General features: G+C 33.3%; 15 protein-coding genes. 1 reads left to right on the plus strand and 14 read right to left on the minus strand.

The window, feature by feature from the left end; translation table 11 throughout:
• Positions 1-245: 245 nt before the first annotated feature.
• The 14 genes from mgtE to DWZ69_RS11280 all read right to left on the minus strand — a co-directional run bounded on the left by mgtE (position 246) and on the right by DWZ69_RS11280 (position 16,132).
• Positions 246-1,700 carry a magnesium transporter gene (gene mgtE, locus DWZ69_RS11220; RefSeq protein WP_347497532.1) on the minus strand — a complete coding sequence of 485 codons (1,455 nt, stop codon included), beginning with the start codon at positions 1,698-1,700 and terminating at the stop codon, positions 246-248.
• A 495-nt stretch (positions 1,701-2,195) separates the two neighbouring features.
• A complete protein-coding gene (gene pyk / locus DWZ69_RS11225) occupies positions 2,196-3,617 on the minus strand; it encodes a pyruvate kinase (protein ID WP_118437082.1) in 1,422 nt (473 codons plus the stop codon).
• A 199-nt stretch (positions 3,618-3,816) separates the two neighbouring features.
• Positions 3,817-4,584 (minus strand): TVP38/TMEM64 family protein, encoded by a 768-nt coding sequence (locus DWZ69_RS11230; protein ID WP_118437084.1) that lies wholly within the window; start codon positions 4,582-4,584, stop codon positions 3,817-3,819.
• Between the two features lie 402 nt (positions 4,585-4,986).
• Entirely contained in the window at positions 4,987-5,829 is an 843-nt protein-coding gene (locus tag DWZ69_RS11235) for an undecaprenyl-diphosphate phosphatase (RefSeq protein WP_118437086.1), read from the minus strand.
• 60 nt (positions 5,830-5,889) lie between these two features.
• Complete coding sequence (locus tag DWZ69_RS11240; protein ID WP_118437088.1) at positions 5,890-6,519, minus strand: TetR family transcriptional regulator; 630 nt, start codon at positions 6,517-6,519, stop codon at positions 5,890-5,892.
• Positions 6,520-10,488, minus strand: coding sequence for an efflux RND transporter permease subunit (locus tag DWZ69_RS11245; RefSeq protein ID WP_118437090.1), 3,969 nt, complete (start codon positions 10,486-10,488; stop codon positions 6,520-6,522).
• A gap of 667 nt (positions 10,489-11,155) precedes the next feature.
• On the minus strand, positions 11,156-12,319 hold the full coding sequence (locus DWZ69_RS11250) for an endonuclease/exonuclease/phosphatase family protein (RefSeq protein ID WP_118000707.1): 1,164 nt from the start codon (positions 12,317-12,319) through the stop codon (positions 11,156-11,158).
• A 137-nt stretch (positions 12,320-12,456) separates the two neighbouring features.
• Entirely contained in the window at positions 12,457-13,140 is a 684-nt protein-coding gene (locus DWZ69_RS11255; protein ID WP_118000705.1) for a YoaK family protein, read from the minus strand.
• Between the two features lie 393 nt (positions 13,141-13,533).
• On the minus strand, positions 13,534-13,689 hold the full coding sequence (locus DWZ69_RS12130; protein WP_158561133.1) for a hypothetical protein: 156 nt from the start codon (positions 13,687-13,689) through the stop codon (positions 13,534-13,536).
• Complete coding sequence (locus DWZ69_RS11260; RefSeq protein WP_118000703.1) at positions 13,683-14,219, minus strand: hypothetical protein; 537 nt, start codon at positions 14,217-14,219, stop codon at positions 13,683-13,685. Before DWZ69_RS11260 ends, DWZ69_RS12130 begins: the two co-directional genes overlap by 7 nt.
• Before the next feature lie 47 nt (positions 14,220-14,266).
• The gene (locus DWZ69_RS11265; protein WP_118000701.1) at positions 14,267-14,821 is read right to left on the minus strand and encodes a hypothetical protein; all 555 of its coding nucleotides are present in this window, start codon (positions 14,819-14,821) and stop codon (positions 14,267-14,269) included.
• Between the two features lie 148 nt (positions 14,822-14,969).
• Positions 14,970-15,239 carry a uroporphyrin-III methyltransferase gene (locus DWZ69_RS12185; protein ID WP_199521914.1) on the minus strand — a complete coding sequence of 90 codons (270 nt, stop codon included), beginning with the start codon at positions 15,237-15,239 and terminating at the stop codon, positions 14,970-14,972.
• Positions 15,240-15,290: 51 nt separating this feature from the next.
• A complete protein-coding gene (locus DWZ69_RS11275; protein ID WP_118000699.1) occupies positions 15,291-15,497 on the minus strand; it encodes a hypothetical protein in 207 nt (68 codons plus the stop codon).
• Positions 15,498-15,868: 371 nt separating this feature from the next.
• On the minus strand, positions 15,869-16,132 hold the full coding sequence (locus tag DWZ69_RS11280; RefSeq protein WP_118000697.1) for a hypothetical protein: 264 nt from the start codon (positions 16,130-16,132) through the stop codon (positions 15,869-15,871).
• Positions 16,133-16,310: 178 nt separating this feature from the next.
• Between DWZ69_RS11280 and DWZ69_RS11285 the strand changes: the two genes are divergently transcribed.
• The coding region (locus tag DWZ69_RS11285; protein WP_279210270.1) for a restriction endonuclease subunit S at positions 16,311-16,889 on the plus strand (579 nt) is incomplete at its 3' end.

The following is a 16,889-nucleotide window of genomic DNA, read 5'->3' on the forward strand; positions in this document are numbered from 1 at the left end:
TAATAACATATATTTATTTTTTTTCAATATAAATGTAATAATTTACAGTGTTATTGTAACTTTTAATGTTTTTTTCTATTGATTTTTTAATTTTTAATATTTTAAAAATAATTTTTACAATTCTATATTCTAATTTATGGTTTGATGTTTTTTTACATAACTAATAAGAGCCACATTGCCTATGCAATGCAGCTCTTGTTAAATAAAATATTTTTATATAACTTTTTATATTATTTTCTTACTTTCTATAATCCTAATACGTTAATCAATAGTAACCATGCTAAGCCATAATAAGTTACTGCGGCTACCAAGTCGTTTATTGTTGAGATAAGTGGTCCTGACGCTACGGCAGGATCAAATCCAATTTTGTCTAAGATAATAGGAATAATTGTTCCTACAAAACTTGAGATTAACATGGCTAGTGCCAATGCACCACCTATACAACCTGAAATTGCAAATGCACTTCCAATTGCCTGACCTCTTGCAATCCAAATAAACATACCTGTAAATACAACTGCAATAGCGCCTACAATTAATCCGTTACACAAACCAACTCTGATTTCCTTAAACACAAAACCTACCATTTCTTTGAAAGATAGCTCTTCATCCATTAAAACTCGAATTGTAACGGCTAGTGACTGTGTTCCAACATTACCTGACATACCAAGGATAACTGACTGGAAAGTTACAATAATCGGTAGTCCTACAATTACCGTTTCAAACATATTGATAACTGATGAAACAATCATACCAAGCATTAATAAAATTAAAAGCCATGGAACTCTCTTCTTCAGACTTTGTCCTAAAGGCTCCTCCAGTTCTTCTTCTGCAGACAAACCAGCTAACTTAGCATAATCTTCACCCATCTCTTCATCGACTACTTCTACCAAATCCTGAGAAGTGATTACACCTAAAATATGCATGTCTTTATCTAAAACCGGAATTGAATCTTCTGAGTAATCTTTCAATTCTTCAATACAGTCATCAACTGTTTCGTGGTCATGTACATACGGATACGATGTAGTTACCAAAGATTCAAGCTCGACATATTCTCTGGCAACAATCAAGTCTGTTAAATCAATGGCTCCATAAAATGTTCCGTCTTCTTTTTTTACATAAAGAGTTGTAATATTGTCATTTTCAGCAGCCTGTTCAACCAGTCTTTTCATTGCCTGCTTGATTGTCAGGTCTAATGTAAGAGTTACATAATTAGTAGTCATTTTGCTACCAATCTCATCTTCATCATAAGACTGAATCAGGTCAATGTCTTTCTTTGCATCTTCGTCGATTAATTCTATAAGTTCATTACTTGTGTCATCTTCCAACTCATCCAAAATATCAACAGCATCATCAGCCTCCATGTTACCAAGGATTCTAGCTGCAACCTTTGGATCTAATTCCTCGATGAATTCTGCAGGATCATCTATATATGAGAATATATCAGATACTCTGTCTACTCCCAAAATAGAATATAATTTCTTTCTTTCTTCGCTGTCTAAATATTCCAGCGCTGAAGCTATATCGTTTTCGTGATAATCGTCTAACTTGTCAAGCTTAACAGGTGTTGGATCGTCACTTCTAATAATTTTAATAAGTTCTTCTTCGTAGTTTGCTTTTTCAGGAATTTCATACTCTTCCTGATCTAATTTTTCATTAGATTCTTCGTTATTTTCTAATTCTTCTTCGAATTTTTCTTCCACCTTCATATACCTCCATTTAATTAAATTCTAGGACTCTCACCTATTTTTAATAAATACAATTGCGTATATGAGGGAAGTTATCTATAAACACTAAGAACAAAACGGATGATATGCATCAGTATCGTCTATATTGTATTTATCAGTAAAACTTCGCCCACTACTGTCACAATTATCCATTCTGTTCTCCTTCCTTAAAAAATATCAAATCTCTAAACACTATATATTGTAAATAATTTCTTTAAAACAATACTATTATTTGTGTTAAAAATTCCTTAAATTGCAAAGTGAAAAAACCTTCACTCGCAAAAGTAAAGGCTTATGGCAGAACCATAAGCCCTCAATAATTACTCTATCATTTGTTGCAACAAAATGTCAACCGATTTTACCCCAATTTAACAATTTTGTTGCATATACGCTACTGTCAAAAGAAACCCATTTCCAAAGTATCTTTCTTCTGGTGTTTAGAATATCCACTCAACATTTTTATTATATAAATTATTCAACTGTATGAACCTTAATCATATTAGTTGTACCTGATTTTCCAAGGGGTACACCAGATGTAATTACTACTACATCATCTTTCTTAACTAAGCCTTTTTTCTTTGCAACTTCCACTGCGTAATCAAAAAGCTCAAGAACGTGTTCCTTCTCCTTAATTAAAACAGGAGTAACTCCCCATGACATATTAAGCTGTCTTACAACTTTTTCTTCAGTGCTGCCTGCAACTATCATACAGTCAGGTCTGAATCTTGAAATCATTCTTGCAGAACGTCCTGATTTAGTAACTGTTAGAATACAATTTGATTCCAAATCGTACGCTGTCATACATGTAGCATGACAAACAGCTTCTGTAATATCTGTTCTGCTCTTTCTATGATGATCTAAAAATCTTCTCTTATAGTTAATATCCATTTCTGTTCTCTCAGCAATTCTTGACATTGTCTGAACTGCTTCAATTGGATATTTACCTGCTGCTGTTTCTCCTGATAACATAATGGCACTTGTACCATCATAAATAGCATTGGCAACGTCTGTTGTTTCTGCTCTTGTTGGTCTTGGGTTGTTCATCATTGAATCAAGCATCTGTGTTGCTGTAATAACCTGCTTACCTGCTTCATAAACTTTCTTAATAATCATCTTCTGAATAATTGGAACTTCTTCCTCAGGTAATTCAACACCCATGTCACCACGTGCTACCATAATAGCATCAGCTTCATCTATAATTGAGTCAATATTAATAATTCCTTCACTGTTTTCTATTTTTGCAATGATGTTGACTTTTTCTCCACCATTGTCGTCAAGAACTTTTCTAACTTCCTTAACATCATCAGCTGTTCTTACAAATGATGCTGCAACAAAGTCAATATCCTGACTAATACCAAAAATAATATCGCTCTTATCCTGCTCACTCATATATTCCATGTTAATGTGTACATCAGGAACATTTACACCTTTGTGGTTAGCAATTTTTCCGTCGTTCTTTACTTCGCAGACAATGTCTGTTCCATCAATCTTCACAACTTCCATTTTTACTAAACCATCATCAATTAAGATAACTGTTCCTTCTTTAACATCCTTATATAAATCAGGATAAGTAATACCTACTCTTTCGTTATTTCCTAAAATATTTTTATCTGCAACTAATGTAAAAGTCTGTCCTGTTACAACGTTTACAACGTCGTTTTCAAAATTGCCTGTTCTAATTTCAGGACCTTTTGTGTCTAAAAGAATTGCAATTGGTCTGTCGCACTTCTCTCTTAGTCTCTTAATTCTGTCCATTCTTCCTTTGTGCTCTTCATGTGAACCATGTGAAAAATTGCATCTTGCAACATTCATTCCACTTTTGATTAACCCTTCCAAAACTTCATCGCTGTCTGTTGATGGTCCCATTGTACATACAATTTTAGTCTTTCTCATGTTCTGTCATGTAAATATATTGAATATATTTACCTCTCCTTTCCCATTACTGTTAGTATAACTTACTTATCAGTCGTAAATTAAATAGAAATTCCAAATTTCTACACTAAAATATATTTTTCATCTCTCCTAATATAACAATGAAGACATAATATTACAAGTTAAAATAATGTTAAGTACTATAATTTTATGCAACTTGTTATTTATTGTTTTTATTACATATAACTTTATATGCAAATCCACCTATGGCACTTATTCCTAAAATTACCAATAATACAATAATCGCCACAATGTACTGTCCCTTACCTAACGCCTGACCACCCATTGCTGACACAATAATTGCCGGAATTCTTGCTATTGTGGAAATAACAAGCCATCTTGAAAGTTTAATATCAGTTAGTCCCATAAAATAAGATATTAAATCCTTTGGCATTCCGGGAATCAGAAAAATGATAAATGATAATATATCTCTTTTCCTTTCGTCATGTAAAAATTTTAAATTCTGAATCTTTTCAATTGGAAAAAATGCTTCTACGAATTTAACACCAAACTTTCTTGCAAGCCAAAATACAATTGCACAACCAATAATTGAACCTATTGTACAAAGTATTGTTGCCTCAACTACGCCAAAGGCGTATCCTGCTCCTATTTCCATTGCACCGCCGGGGATAATTGCAACAATAATCTGAAGTGCCATTGCCCCAATGCACACAAGCCAGCTCCACATACCAAAACTCTTAATCCATTCTCTAAAAAGTTCTGCTTCACTAAAGAATTTAATAAATGGTATTGCTATTGCTGCTGACAAAGCAAGGAAAATTAACAAGCCAATAATACTTACTGCTCTTCGTTTTCTTTTTGCTCTTTCGTCATCCTTCTTGGTTCTTGTTTGCTCAAGTTCTTTAACATTTGGGTTGCTAATCTTGTTTTCCATATCTGCTGTTTCTTTCTTTTTGTTACTAGCCATACACGCCTCTTTCCTAATATTGTCTCCTATTTTTCTAAAATAATCTTACGTGACACAATATTATTTTTCTTTTGCAAACTTATTAATTTTATTTTTGTAATTCTTTTCCTTCTTTTATTTTATACTTATTATACTTTTAAGCTTATTTCTACATGGCTACAGTATATCATAATAAAACCTGAATTATTCACTAAGCCATAAATATTAAGAAAATTTTTAACAAATCTTAACATTTTTTTCTATTTATTAACATAGCTCACTTTATAAGCCCATCTTATTGTTATAAAAAAAGTAGATTAATATGTCCTTAATCATGTAATTACATATTAATCTACTTTTTATGCTATTGATTTTTGATTGTTAAAAACCTAATTATTTATCAAACATATTGCTTTGTTTAGATTAAAAGAAATATAATAAAACTAAAATACCAAGTATAATTCTATACCAGCCAAATACCTGGAAGTCATGTTTCTTAATATAGCCCATTAAGAATTTTATAACAAGAAGTGATACTACAAAAGCTACCACCATACCAAAGATTAAAACAAATGCCTCATAGCCTGACATTGCAAAACCTAATTTTATCATTTTTAAGGCACTCATTCCAAACATTACAGGCACCGCCAGGAAGAATGTAAATTCTGCCGCAGCCACTCTTGATACACCAATTAATAAAGCACCTATGATTGTGGAGCCTGATCTTGATGTACCCGGTATAATTGATAAAATCTGGAATAAACCAATAATGAACGCTGTCTTGTATGTAATATCTGACAAGCTTCTAATCTTCGGTCTTCTTGTTTTGTTCCATCTTTCAATAATAATAAATGCCACACCATAGAAAATTAATGTAATTGCAATTACAACAGGTGTGTGAAGATGTGCTTCAATAAAATCGTCAAAAGCAATTGTCACAACTGCCCCTGGTATACAGGCAACTACTACCTTAAACCACATTGACCAGACATCTTTTCTAAGAATTGAACCTTTTGGGTTAATTCCGTCACTTCTGTTAGCACTCTTAAACGGCCACATTTTGTTCCAAAATAAAACAACTACAGCAAGAATTGCTCCAAGCTGAATTACAAACATAAACATTTCTTTGAAATTATCGCTTACATTTAACTTGATGAATTCATCAACTAATAGCATATGACCTGTGCTACTAATTGGAAGCCACTCCGTAATACCCTCAACAATTCCAAGGAAAATTACCTTTAATATTTCAATAAAATAAAACATGTCTCTATCCTTTCTGTTTTTACACTCACGGTTTATTGTATAACAATATATGCATTTTTTCTACTGTTTATTTGTCACTATGCAATAATGTTTTCTTAAACTTTCAATTTTTCCATGAAAGGATTTTTTGAGCGTGTCTTCATTTACCAAGTTCCTATGCAAATACATTTTGTCTAAAGTATCCTTGATTATGGCTCCTATGATTTCCATTACATATTCAAATTCTTCATCACTTTCAACTAGAAGTTTTGTTTTGTCAATTCTTGAAATCATGTCCCCATGAAGGTCTTCCTGGCCGCCTTTGCATTTCTCAAGTGACCTTGTCCAGACCGCCTCGAACACCCAGCTTTCAGAAAAAATCATTTTGATTTGCTTTGCTTTTTTCGTTGTTTCATCAAGAAGCTCACTAATAAAATTATCTACGCATAGAAAAATATCTCCCTCAGACTGTTCAAGTTTATTTCCAAAATTAGAAATTACACTTTTTATATTTTCTTCAATAACGTACAAATATAAATCTTTCTTGTCTTCGAAATACTGATAAAAACTGCCTCGTGGTATTTCTGCGTCCTTAATAATTCTATTAATTGATGCTTCGCTAAAAGTACAATTATAAAATTCTTTCTTTGCTCCCTTTAATATACGATTTCTCTTATCATCAGGAAGCCTAAAAAATGTATCTTTAGGCATTTACTCTTCCTCCTGTGATTTATCTGCATTACCTGACTGCTGCGTCATTTCCTCAATTAACTCCGCTGCCTCATCAGGTACATCGTCCAGATTTTCATCTCCTAAATCAACTGTTTTAGGCTGTTTTCTATACAACAAGTCATATAAAATCGGAACAATAAACAATGTCATAATTGTTGCATAAAGCAAACCAAAACTTACAACAATTGCCATACTCTTTTGCATTGCATTACCAGCATCCTGTGAAAATACCATAACACTCATTGAAAGAATTGTTGTAATTGCAGTCATAAGAATTGGGCGCATACGTGTTTTGCCTGTTGCAATTAACGCTGTTCTCTTGTCTACTCCCTGTATTCTTAACTGATTTGCGTAATCAACAAACACAATACCGTTGTTTACAACTGTACCCATTAATATCATAAAGCCCATTAATGCCATTGCGGAAATCTGTTTTCCGAAAATCATTAAACCAATCATACCTCCTGTAAATGCTAATGGCACTGTAAATATAATAATGAATGGTGAAAGCAGGCTTTGGAACTGGGCAACCATTACAAGGTATACTAAAATGAATCCTAATAAAATAGCTAACAATAACTGTTTAACCATTTCCATTACCTGTTCTGACTCACCCTGAATTTCCACTGTATAACCGGTTGGTGCCTTATAATTATCAAGTTTGCTTTGTATCTTTCTTGAAAGTAATGTGGCATTATAGCCGTCTTTTACATCAGCAGTTACTGAAATATAAGTTCTCTGGTTTTCACGTTTTATTGTGTTTAATGCCTCCTGTTCAACTACTGTTGCGTAACGTGAAAGTTTATATTTGTTAATAACATCATTGCCTTCACTGTCTTTTTTTGTTGACTTAATTGTTGTTTTTAAAATATTTTCGTAGTTAGGTTTATTGTTTTCATTTACAACATTTACTTCATAATCTTTTCCCCCCTGGGTAATTGTAATTGAAGTTTTTTCTGTTGTGATTTTTTCTGCCAGCTGCTGATAAATCTGAGCTACTGTCAAGCCATCATCTGCTGCCTTGTTTTTATTTATTTTCAAATGTAACTGCTTATCCTGAGCTGTTATACCGTTATCAACATTTTCAGTTCCTTTTACAGATGTTATTAACTTCATTATCTGATTACTTGTCTTTAATAATTTCTGCTGGTCATCACCATAAATACGAACTTCGATTCCCTGATTCATCATCTGTGACATACTTCCCATGGCTGATGAAGAAACAGTTAAATTCTCACATTTTATGTTCTTTGTGTTATTTTCTATTTTCTTGATTATTTTTCTAAACTGACTGGTTGATGTTATGTCATCGTCAGTAATAATCTGGAATGTAAAATTACTGTAGTTGTCAGTGCTGCCACCTGTTAAGCCTGAAGTTGCAGTGGCATTTCCATCCATTGCCCCAACTTTATTAATTCCCTTAACTTTAAGAATTGCGTTGGTTACTTCATTAGCTGTCTTGTATGCAGTGTTCTTGTCTACATCTTTGTCTAAAGATAAACTTACGGAAATCTGATTGCTTTCCATATCATCCATCATTACAAGCCCTGTGTTAAATACTTGGACAACACAGATTGCTAATAAAATAATTGCTAATGCTAAAGGTATTAACTTGTGGTTTAAACACTTATCCAAAAGTCTACCATAAGCATTCTGGAATTTATCAAACCACTTGTGGTTTTGTTTTTTGGTTTTCTTTAAAACTGTGGCACTAATTGTTGGAACTACAGTTAAAGCTACAATTAATGAGGCTACTAATGCGTATGTCATTGTAAATGCAAAAGGCATTAATAACTGACCCACAGTTCCTTTTACATAAATCATTGGCAAGAATACACAAATTGTTGTAAGTGTAGAAGATACAATTGGGGCTGCAACCTGCTTTGCTCCCTGAACTGCCGCTCTTGGGGCTGACAGACCTCTGTTTCTTAATCGGTAAACATTTTCCATTACAACAATGGAGTTATCTACCAACATACCAATACCTATGCAAAGTCCTGCAAGTGACATTACGTTCAATGTTATTCCTGTAAAATACATTACAATAATTGCGCAGACAACACTAAACGGAATACTAAATGCAACAATTACTGTTGGCTTAACATCTTTTAAGAATAATGCAAGAACTATAATTGCAAGAATTGCTCCTAATAACATACTCTGCAAAACTGTATTTACGATAACGCTTATATACTCACTTTGGTCCATTAAAGATGTACATGATAAGCCTTTGTATTTGCCTTCCATTGTCTTAAAAGCTGATTTAATATTTCCTGCCACTTCACTTGTGTTAGCTGTACTTGACTTATAAATTGCAAGAAGAACTGCTGCTCTGCCGTTGATTTTTGAATAACTCTCGCCTGAATTGTCAACAACAGTTATGTCTGCAACATCAGATAATTTAATTTCTCCAATGCCTGCAACTTTTGTAAGAACCATTGATTTTAACTGTTTTTTGTTCTCATAGTTATCACCAACATCTACAAGCCACTGGTTGTCTGATTTGTCGTCAATGTAACCTGCAGGCATTGAGAAGTTTTGCGCAGTGATTAACTGTGATAATGTGTCAATGCTAAGTAATGCATCAATGTTTGAATTCTCAATTGCAGCTTCTCTGGAATCATTTAACTTGTCTTTTGATTCCTGTAATTTTTCCTTTGCGTTTTTTAATTCAGTTTCTGCTGAAGAAATCTTTGCCTGACCGGCGCCAAATCCTGCTGCTGCAGAATATCCTCCTGAAATAGCTGTGGACTGGTTCTTATCCATCCCCTGCATTTGTTTGTCTATTTGCTTAATTGCCATTTCCATGGCTATTATTTCAGTTTTTAAATTAGCAAGTTCTGTATCTATTTGAGGAAGTCTTACTTTTACTGCATTGTAAACCTGTTTTATCTGCTTATATGAAAGGTCTTTAACCTGATCCTTGTAGCCTAAATTTGTAAGCCATTTAATAAACTTATTAAATTCTGACTTGTTATTTACAGCATCCTCAAGATTTTTTGGAATAGTAATTCCTGCCATTTTTGCCGGCTGTTCTAACTGAGTGTTAAAAGTTGCAAACATTGTGTCAATCTTAGTGTAGGCATCTTCTAATTTTGCGTCAGTGTATGCTTTCTTTTCAGCTTCTAATGCGCTTTTGCTTGCTTTTAAACTATTAAGATTTGCCTGGTATGCCACTTTGGTTGCCTGTGCCTGTGCTAGTTTTACCTGTGCATCAGCCAACTGTTTATTTGTACTTTTCTGTGTGCTGTTTAACTTGTTCTTCTGAGTAGCTAACTGACTTTCTCCATCCTTGATTTGCTTTTCTGCTTTTTCAATTTCTTTGCCTGCATCAGTTAGTTTGTCATTTGTTTTTCCAAGAATCTTATCGTTAATCTTGTCAATTTTATTCTGATTTAATTTTACCTCTATGGAGTCTGTTGTAAGTCCCATTGGTGTTATACTTGCAACGCCCTCCTGTCTTTCAAGGTAAGGTTGTAAAGTATTGGTTGTAAAATCAGACAACTCCTTGATGTCTTTTCCTTTGTAGTCAATACCTGCATACATAGTTGCCATCATATCCATGCTTACTTCCATTAAGTTAGGTTTGCCACAGCCATCAGGCAAATCGATTGTCTCGATTTTCTGGGAAACTCTTACTAATGTTGAGTCCATATCTGTTCCATCTGCAAACTGAAGCATAATCATGCTGTAGTTGTTTGCTGAGTTGCTAATTACCTTTTCTACTCCACTAACTGTTCCCAATGTACTTTCCATTGGTTCTGTTATATCACTTTCTACCTTGTTTGGTGATGCGCCAGGTTCTGTAGTAATGACCATAAGATATGGTACTTCCATGTCGGGCATCAAGTCTGTGCTCATGTTGCCGAGGCTTACGCCACCTATGATTAGGATTATTATTACAGCCACTAGAACAAAGTATGGTTTTTTTACAAAAAACTTAGTCATGTTTTTTCCTTTCTGCTCCTATAAAATTGAGTTATCCCCAGTGGAAAATGTACATTAAAAATATGCATTCACATAAAATTGGGTTATTCCAGTGGGAAATGTACATTAAAAGTATGCATCCACATAAAATTGGGTTATTCCCAGTGGGAAAATATATGTATTACGAAAGCACGCTCCCGCTGCCTTCAGCTCGTAGCGGTTATATAAAGCCGACTTTGCTGCCTTTATTAACCGACGGCTTCAGAGCACTTTCTTTAATACATATATTTTCTCACTGGGATATACAAATTCGTATGGGGAGTATAATGTCTTAATATGTATATGTTCGCCTTGGAATTGCATATTCGTGTGGGGAGTATAATGTTTGTTGTATGACATGTTGTCATATGGTATTGTATATGACAGGGTGTCATAAGTCAACTTGTTTTTCAACTATTTACTTCTTGCACCATAGTGCATCCATAGTGAAACGTTTCTTATTAAATAAAAGAAAACAAGGCGGGGCAATGTTTTTTGCTCTGTCTTGTTTCCTTATTTTATCTTATTTATTTTTTGATTATTACTATGTATAATTTGTTTATTTAGCTTCTCTTGTTTATGCATAGTTTGTTCATCTCTTCTGTTACTGTGTTTACTTACTTGTATTCTGTCTGTTTTATCTTTCTTTTTATTTTAATTTAAAGCTCATAAATACGGGCTGGTGGTCTGAGTATTTGAAGCCATTGTCTTTGATTGTGTAATCTGTCATTTGAACGTTGTCGGATATGATGAACCCGTCTAATATACATGTAAAAGTCTTTCCTTTGATGTATTCCATATCCGTATTTCTGTTGGATGGTGCAAGGCTATCGTATTTGCCTTTTGACAGTTGGTCCATTGCAAAGCTTAATTCCTTTGGCATTTTACTTCGTGGAAATGGATATGCCCAGCCTTCGTGTTCTGCATTATCGTTTTCGTCCAGTTTTAAGTTGTGATTAAAGTCGCCACCACATATAACGTAATTGCCTTTTTGGCGTTCTTCCTTCATATCGTTAAAAAGCATTGAAGTCTGACCTTCTCGGATTTCGTCGCTATTTCCGTAAGCAGACATATGAACACTGTACACTACAAGTTCCTTTCCACCGTCTGCAGGAATACGGCTTACACTATAGCATCTGTCCAAATCCAATATTTTTGAAAAAGAAGTTGAAATTGGAAAGCTTCTTCTTACTGCTGATGTAATCAAATATTTTGAGTAAAAGGCAATTCCTGAATATGACTTTCCGATAGGTTCATTAAATGGATAAAATAAATATGCTGAATCGTAATTTACGGCAAAGTCTTCGTAATAATTTGCGAATTTTTCTGTTATTAAATTTTCCTGATTAACGTGATAGCTTCTGGTAGATTTTCTGTCTACTTCCTGAAAAATCATAAAATCAGGCTTTTCTTCCATAGCATAATCTGCCGCACCGTTAATTGCGTCAATGCCTGACTGTTTGCTAAAACATCTTGAATATTTTCCGCCATCCATAAAGAAACTGTAAGTTGGAGTGTAAGCTCCAAATCCAACATTATATGTTCCTATTTTGTATTCTTTATTTTTTGTCAGTTTGCTTGTGTCTAACGTTTTGACATTTTTGCTTTCACCGGTCTCACTACTATTTGCATTCTGAGATGACGCTGGTTTGTTAATTGATAATTTCTGCTTGTCCGGTATTCTGTGGTAAGTTCCGAAAACATATGCCACGTAGCCTAAAACAATTATCAGAAAAAGTGCCACTATGCTTACAAGGGTTGCAACCACTTTCTTTTTAGTAGACCATTTTTTCTTTTCTCTTTTGTTACTCATTTCTTCTCCTTTTGTCGCGTCTTTATTTTTTATGATACTAAACTCCATAAACTTTTTCTACTAGTTAATTTTTTAATCTTACATTTAATTTTTGTATTAGCGAATCTTTAATAAATTTTGCATTTAGTTTTTTGTATTTACTTTATTTTGTTTTTTTTAAGTAGACTTTCTTCCCTATCTATAAACATAACAAGAAATGCTAAAATTAATAATATGGCACTTACAAGGATTGCCCTCTTGCCAAGAATCTCAATAAAGCCGTTACTAATTATTGCGCCTACTATAAAGCAGCCTATAATTCCAAAATATAAAATTCCATTTAGCAATTTTTGTCTGTCTTTTGACTTGGTGAAGTCGCACATATTCTGGGTAGCGCTTCTTAAATTACCGATACACATTGTTGTGGCGATGCCTTTACCATGAATTTTTCTGAAGCTTTCAACCTGTATTCCGCAGGCAAGGGATGTTAAACTGTTTGCTAAAAGATTTAATGATAATGGTACAAATGATACCCCTATTAAAATTATTGCCTCATACAATACCGACCACTGTCTCCAATGAAGTTTCCTTGTTGTTTTCATTCTTACAACGTCAGCCAACATTATGCCTATTGTAAAAGCTAAAATTGGGCAGAAATAATATATTGCCTTATGAAAATTTCCCACAGAAAGGTTTACACCAAACAGAAGCATATTTCCTGTTTGGGCATTTGCAAAGACTTCTCCTCTTTCAATATATGAGTAAGCATCCATCATACCACCTGAAATTGCGAGCAATGCTCCTAACTCAATGGATTCTGATATTTGTTTTGCCTTTATCATTTTGTAATCACCTCAGTTTTAATATTTTTATACTTTATTTTTATTTGTTATTGTACTTTGTTTTTATGCTTTAAATATCATACTTTCTTTTTTATAAAAGTGTAATTTTATATTTTGCTTTTTTATAATTTATTTATATCTTTTACTTTTTTATAATTTCCTTCATCTATTATATACTTTAAGAAGATAATTTCAAGAAATAGTATGTACTCAGATAATTCTTCAATAACCTTCATTTAGTAATTGAACTTTATAAATTTCTTTTGTGCGAAAGTGCATTGTTGTGGAACATTTTTATATAATAAACAATTTTCCATTACACAAAAAACTCTACAGGAAATTTTTTCAAATCTCCCGTAGAGTTTTTATTTAACTTTTTATCAACTTAAGTTTTTATTCATTTAAGTTCTTATTTAACTTTTTTACTTTAGCTGAATATGAGCCGTACACTTTTGCTCCAGTTACTTTCTTAAACTTAATAGAAATTTTCTTCTTACCAGCTTTGTTTGAAATAATCTTGGACTTGCCTGATTTGTATATTTTTACCAATCGATTTCCGCCATGGCATCATCTACACCTTCAGCATAATCCTCATCATTGTCATATCGGTCGTAATCATAGTCTCCATCATCATAAATATCATCATAGCCATCATCATAGGCATCTTCACTTGAATCATATTGTATACGTTTATGGTATTTGTAAACCTTGTTGTCGCTGGTAGTTTCCTGAGTATAGTCTGAATCATCGTCATACTCATTGTCATCACTATTGTAGTTGTTGTAGTTGTTGTAATTGTTGTAATCATTGTTACTATGGGATCCATCTGTGTTATCTGAATACGCACTAGTTGTGGTTGTGACTGTTCCTGAGTGATATGTATCACTATAATCATTGTCATCACTAATCAAATGCCATCTGCAATAATTTGTTCCTTCAACTACCTTTTCGGTACATCCTTCTTCAATACATTTTGGTTCAAAATATCCTATAATTTTATCTCTTTGAGCAATAGTGAATAATGCAAGGATAATAACAGTTATTATAGTTGTTTTCATATACTTGTTCATTTTCTTCATAACGGTACCTCCTGAAATTGAGTTTTTCATAAGTAACTAATTGGCTTCTATGCTGAAATTTTCATTGTTTCAGTTAAATCTATTTTTTCCATTTCTTCTAAATTTTCCTTACAAATATCTGCCATGTTCTGACAATCAATGTACATTGTCATATTGTAAAGTAAATCCAGCTCGTGTTCTTTCTGCTTCTGCAGCTGCTTAAGATTTCTTAAATCCTTGTATACTTTATAGCCCTCTGTCACGTTATATTTACTATCCTCTATGTAATCTGTTTCATCTGCTATCTGGTCTGCAGATTCATGTAAGAGAGTTGGTTCTGCTGTATCTTCCGCTGAATTCATTTGTTCATTCGGAGTTACATCTGTTATCTCTTCTACTAAATTCATTTGTTCATTTGAGGTTGCTTCTTCTGTCTCTTCTACCGGTGAAATTAAATAAAAATGAGATTTCCTTCCTACTGAGGTTCTTGAATTAGCATCTTTCAAAGTAAATATCTCTGCCTCTTCCCGTCCTGATGCAACGACAAGCTGGTCCGATTTATTTGTTCGATAATAATTACCACTGTAGTCCATTATGTAAAAAAAACTGTTTGTTCCAATCATAATAAAACCTCATAACCCAATGTAGTTTAGAATGTAAAAGTTAAGATGTGCCGCTAGAAATGTGTGAATTTACATTCTTGCTGGGGAATTTTCCCTGTTTTGTTGTAGTTGTTTTTTCCTTGTTATTCACTCTAGGACAAAGTTAATTCTAGTCAAAATCATAATCGTCTGCTTCTAACCCAGCTTCTTCCAATGCCTCTGCTCTTTCATCAGAATCCATAAACTCTAACTCATCAGCATCAAGTCCTGCCAGCATGGCATCAGTCTTAAAATCATCATTTGCGTCATCTTCAAAGTCTCCAGCATCTCCAAATAATGCCTCATGTTCTTCCCTGCTGGAACAAATCATCTCTTGTGCAAACATCATTTCTGTACCATCTATTTCACCATCACCATTTAAATCCATCCAATTTCTCATCACTATACCTCCTCGCTTCTATTATTCTCTTTAAGATATGTTTATTTATTTTTATCTGTTTTTTCTTCTATCCAATGCTCTTATTGTTCCTTCTAACTTTATAGAATCTTCCACTGTCCATTTCTTTCCCGAGCCAATACATTCTCCCATTGCACTTCCGTATATTGCTGCTCTGTTTGTTTTCTTATTTTTGTTAAAAGCATTGCCTGCTCCTAAAGCTGCTCCAACAATTGCATCTTTGTCTCCGAATAATCCCATAAGTACCACCTTTCCGTTCCTTAAGAACTAAATCTTAATTTTTTTTACCTTGGTTCCTTTACTCTCATTCTAGCAAATAGATTGTCCTATAAATGGGACTTATGGCAGAAAAGTATTGAAATTTAATTGCAATTTAAACTGCTAGTTTTTCCATGCTACTACTTTTGCAAACTAGCAGTTACTTTTGCAACCAATTTTTATATTTATTCGAAACTACAAGGTTCTATCTACCATATTTTAGTAGAAATTATAAATCATTCAAACCAAATGTGGTATATGTGGTCGTCCTTAATCTACATATTAGTAGAAATTATTAACTCAATCTTATTATATATATATAACGTTATGTCAATTTATTTTTATAATTACTTCTACCACTCATCACTTTCATCGTAATCCGAATCCCAATCTTCTTCCATCAGCTCTTCACTTTCATCATCTTCTTCATCGTCGTCATCATCAAATTCACTATCCATATCCTCATCAAATTCATCATCCTCATCCTGGTAGTCATCTTCATCATCCATTAATAGCCCCAGTTCCATTGCTCTTTCCCAAGCATTTAATTTTCCGTCTCTGTTAAAGTCAAACATCTTATCTAAAGGTCCATCCGCTTTTCCGTTCCAAAATCCCATAATTTGCCTCCTTTATAGCTGCAATTTTTTTCTTTTTCCTTTTATGCTTTTATTTTCTCATATTCACTGTCCCTTTTTCAGGACTCGATTCCGTTATTTTTTACTTTATCGAACTATAAAATAGAATCTTTTTCATTTTGTTTTTTATTAAATTACACCATTATATTCTCTTTTTTTTATATGTAATACTTGGGAACAGCGTAAGTTAGGAGAAGTGTTTAAAGAATACTCTGAAAAGAACCATACGGAGCTGCCGGCTCTTACTATTATTCAGGGTGGAGGAACAGTTAAAAGAGAAGAATCTGACCGGAATTTAATGTATGATGAATCTAATTTGTCTAATTATAAAATGGTGCGGAAAGATGACTTCATAGTGCATCTTCGTTCCTTTGAAGGAGGACTTGAAAAATCATTGTTAGATGGCATTATAAGCCCTGCATATCATACATTTCATAGTGATGTAGCAGATTCAAGATTCTATTATCCATACTTTCGTTCTCATGAATTTATAAAGCATAAATTAGTACCACATGTATATGGGATAAGAGATGGAAGAAGTATAGATATTGCTGGAATGAAGACTATTGAAATTCCGTATACATCAATAGAAGAACAGAGAAAAATAGGAGACTATTTGGAGTCTCTTGACCACCTTATCACCCTTCATCAGCGTAAGTATTTTATAATATATAATAATTTAATAACTTGGGAACAGCGTAAGTTGTCGGATGTAACAGAAAGTATAAAGAATGGTTAT

This window comes from Eubacterium sp. AF34-35BH (assembly GCF_003477765.1).
Taxonomy (GTDB): Bacteria; Bacillota; Clostridia; order Lachnospirales; family Lachnospiraceae; genus Eubacterium_G.

What these genes read in the sequence shown, in the direction of transcription:
- pyk (WP_118437082.1), bottom strand. Translation starts at nt 3,617, where the DNA reads ATGAGAAAGACTAAAATTGTATGTACAATGGGACCATCAACAGACAGC.
- DWZ69_RS11230 (WP_118437084.1), bottom strand. Translation starts at nt 4,584, where the DNA reads ATGGCTAGTAACAAAAAGAAAGAAACAGCAGATATGGAAAACAAGATT.
- DWZ69_RS11235 (WP_118437086.1), bottom strand. Translation starts at nt 5,829, where the DNA reads ATGTTTTATTTTATTGAAATATTAAAGGTAATTTTCCTTGGAATTGTT.
- DWZ69_RS11240 (WP_118437088.1), bottom strand. Translation starts at nt 6,519, where the DNA reads ATGCCTAAAGATACATTTTTTAGGCTTCCTGATGATAAGAGAAATCGT.
- DWZ69_RS11245 (WP_118437090.1), bottom strand. Translation starts at nt 10,488, where the DNA reads ATGACTAAGTTTTTTGTAAAAAAACCATACTTTGTTCTAGTGGCTGTA.
- DWZ69_RS11250 (WP_118000707.1), bottom strand. Translation starts at nt 12,319, where the DNA reads ATGAGTAACAAAAGAGAAAAGAAAAAATGGTCTACTAAAAAGAAAGTG.
- DWZ69_RS11255 (WP_118000705.1), bottom strand. Translation starts at nt 13,140, where the DNA reads ATGATAAAGGCAAAACAAATATCAGAATCCATTGAGTTAGGAGCATTG.
- DWZ69_RS11260 (WP_118000703.1), bottom strand. Translation starts at nt 14,219, where the DNA reads ATGAAGAAAATGAACAAGTATATGAAAACAACTATAATAACTGTTATT.
- DWZ69_RS11265 (WP_118000701.1), bottom strand. Translation starts at nt 14,821, where the DNA reads ATGATTGGAACAAACAGTTTTTTTTACATAATGGACTACAGTGGTAAT.
- DWZ69_RS12185 (WP_199521914.1), bottom strand. Translation starts at nt 15,239, where the DNA reads ATGAGAAATTGGATGGATTTAAATGGTGATGGTGAAATAGATGGTACA.
- DWZ69_RS11275 (WP_118000699.1), bottom strand. Translation starts at nt 15,497, where the DNA reads ATGGGATTATTCGGAGACAAAGATGCAATTGTTGGAGCAGCTTTAGGA.
- DWZ69_RS11280 (WP_118000697.1), bottom strand. Translation starts at nt 16,132, where the DNA reads ATGGGATTTTGGAACGGAAAAGCGGATGGACCTTTAGATAAGATGTTT.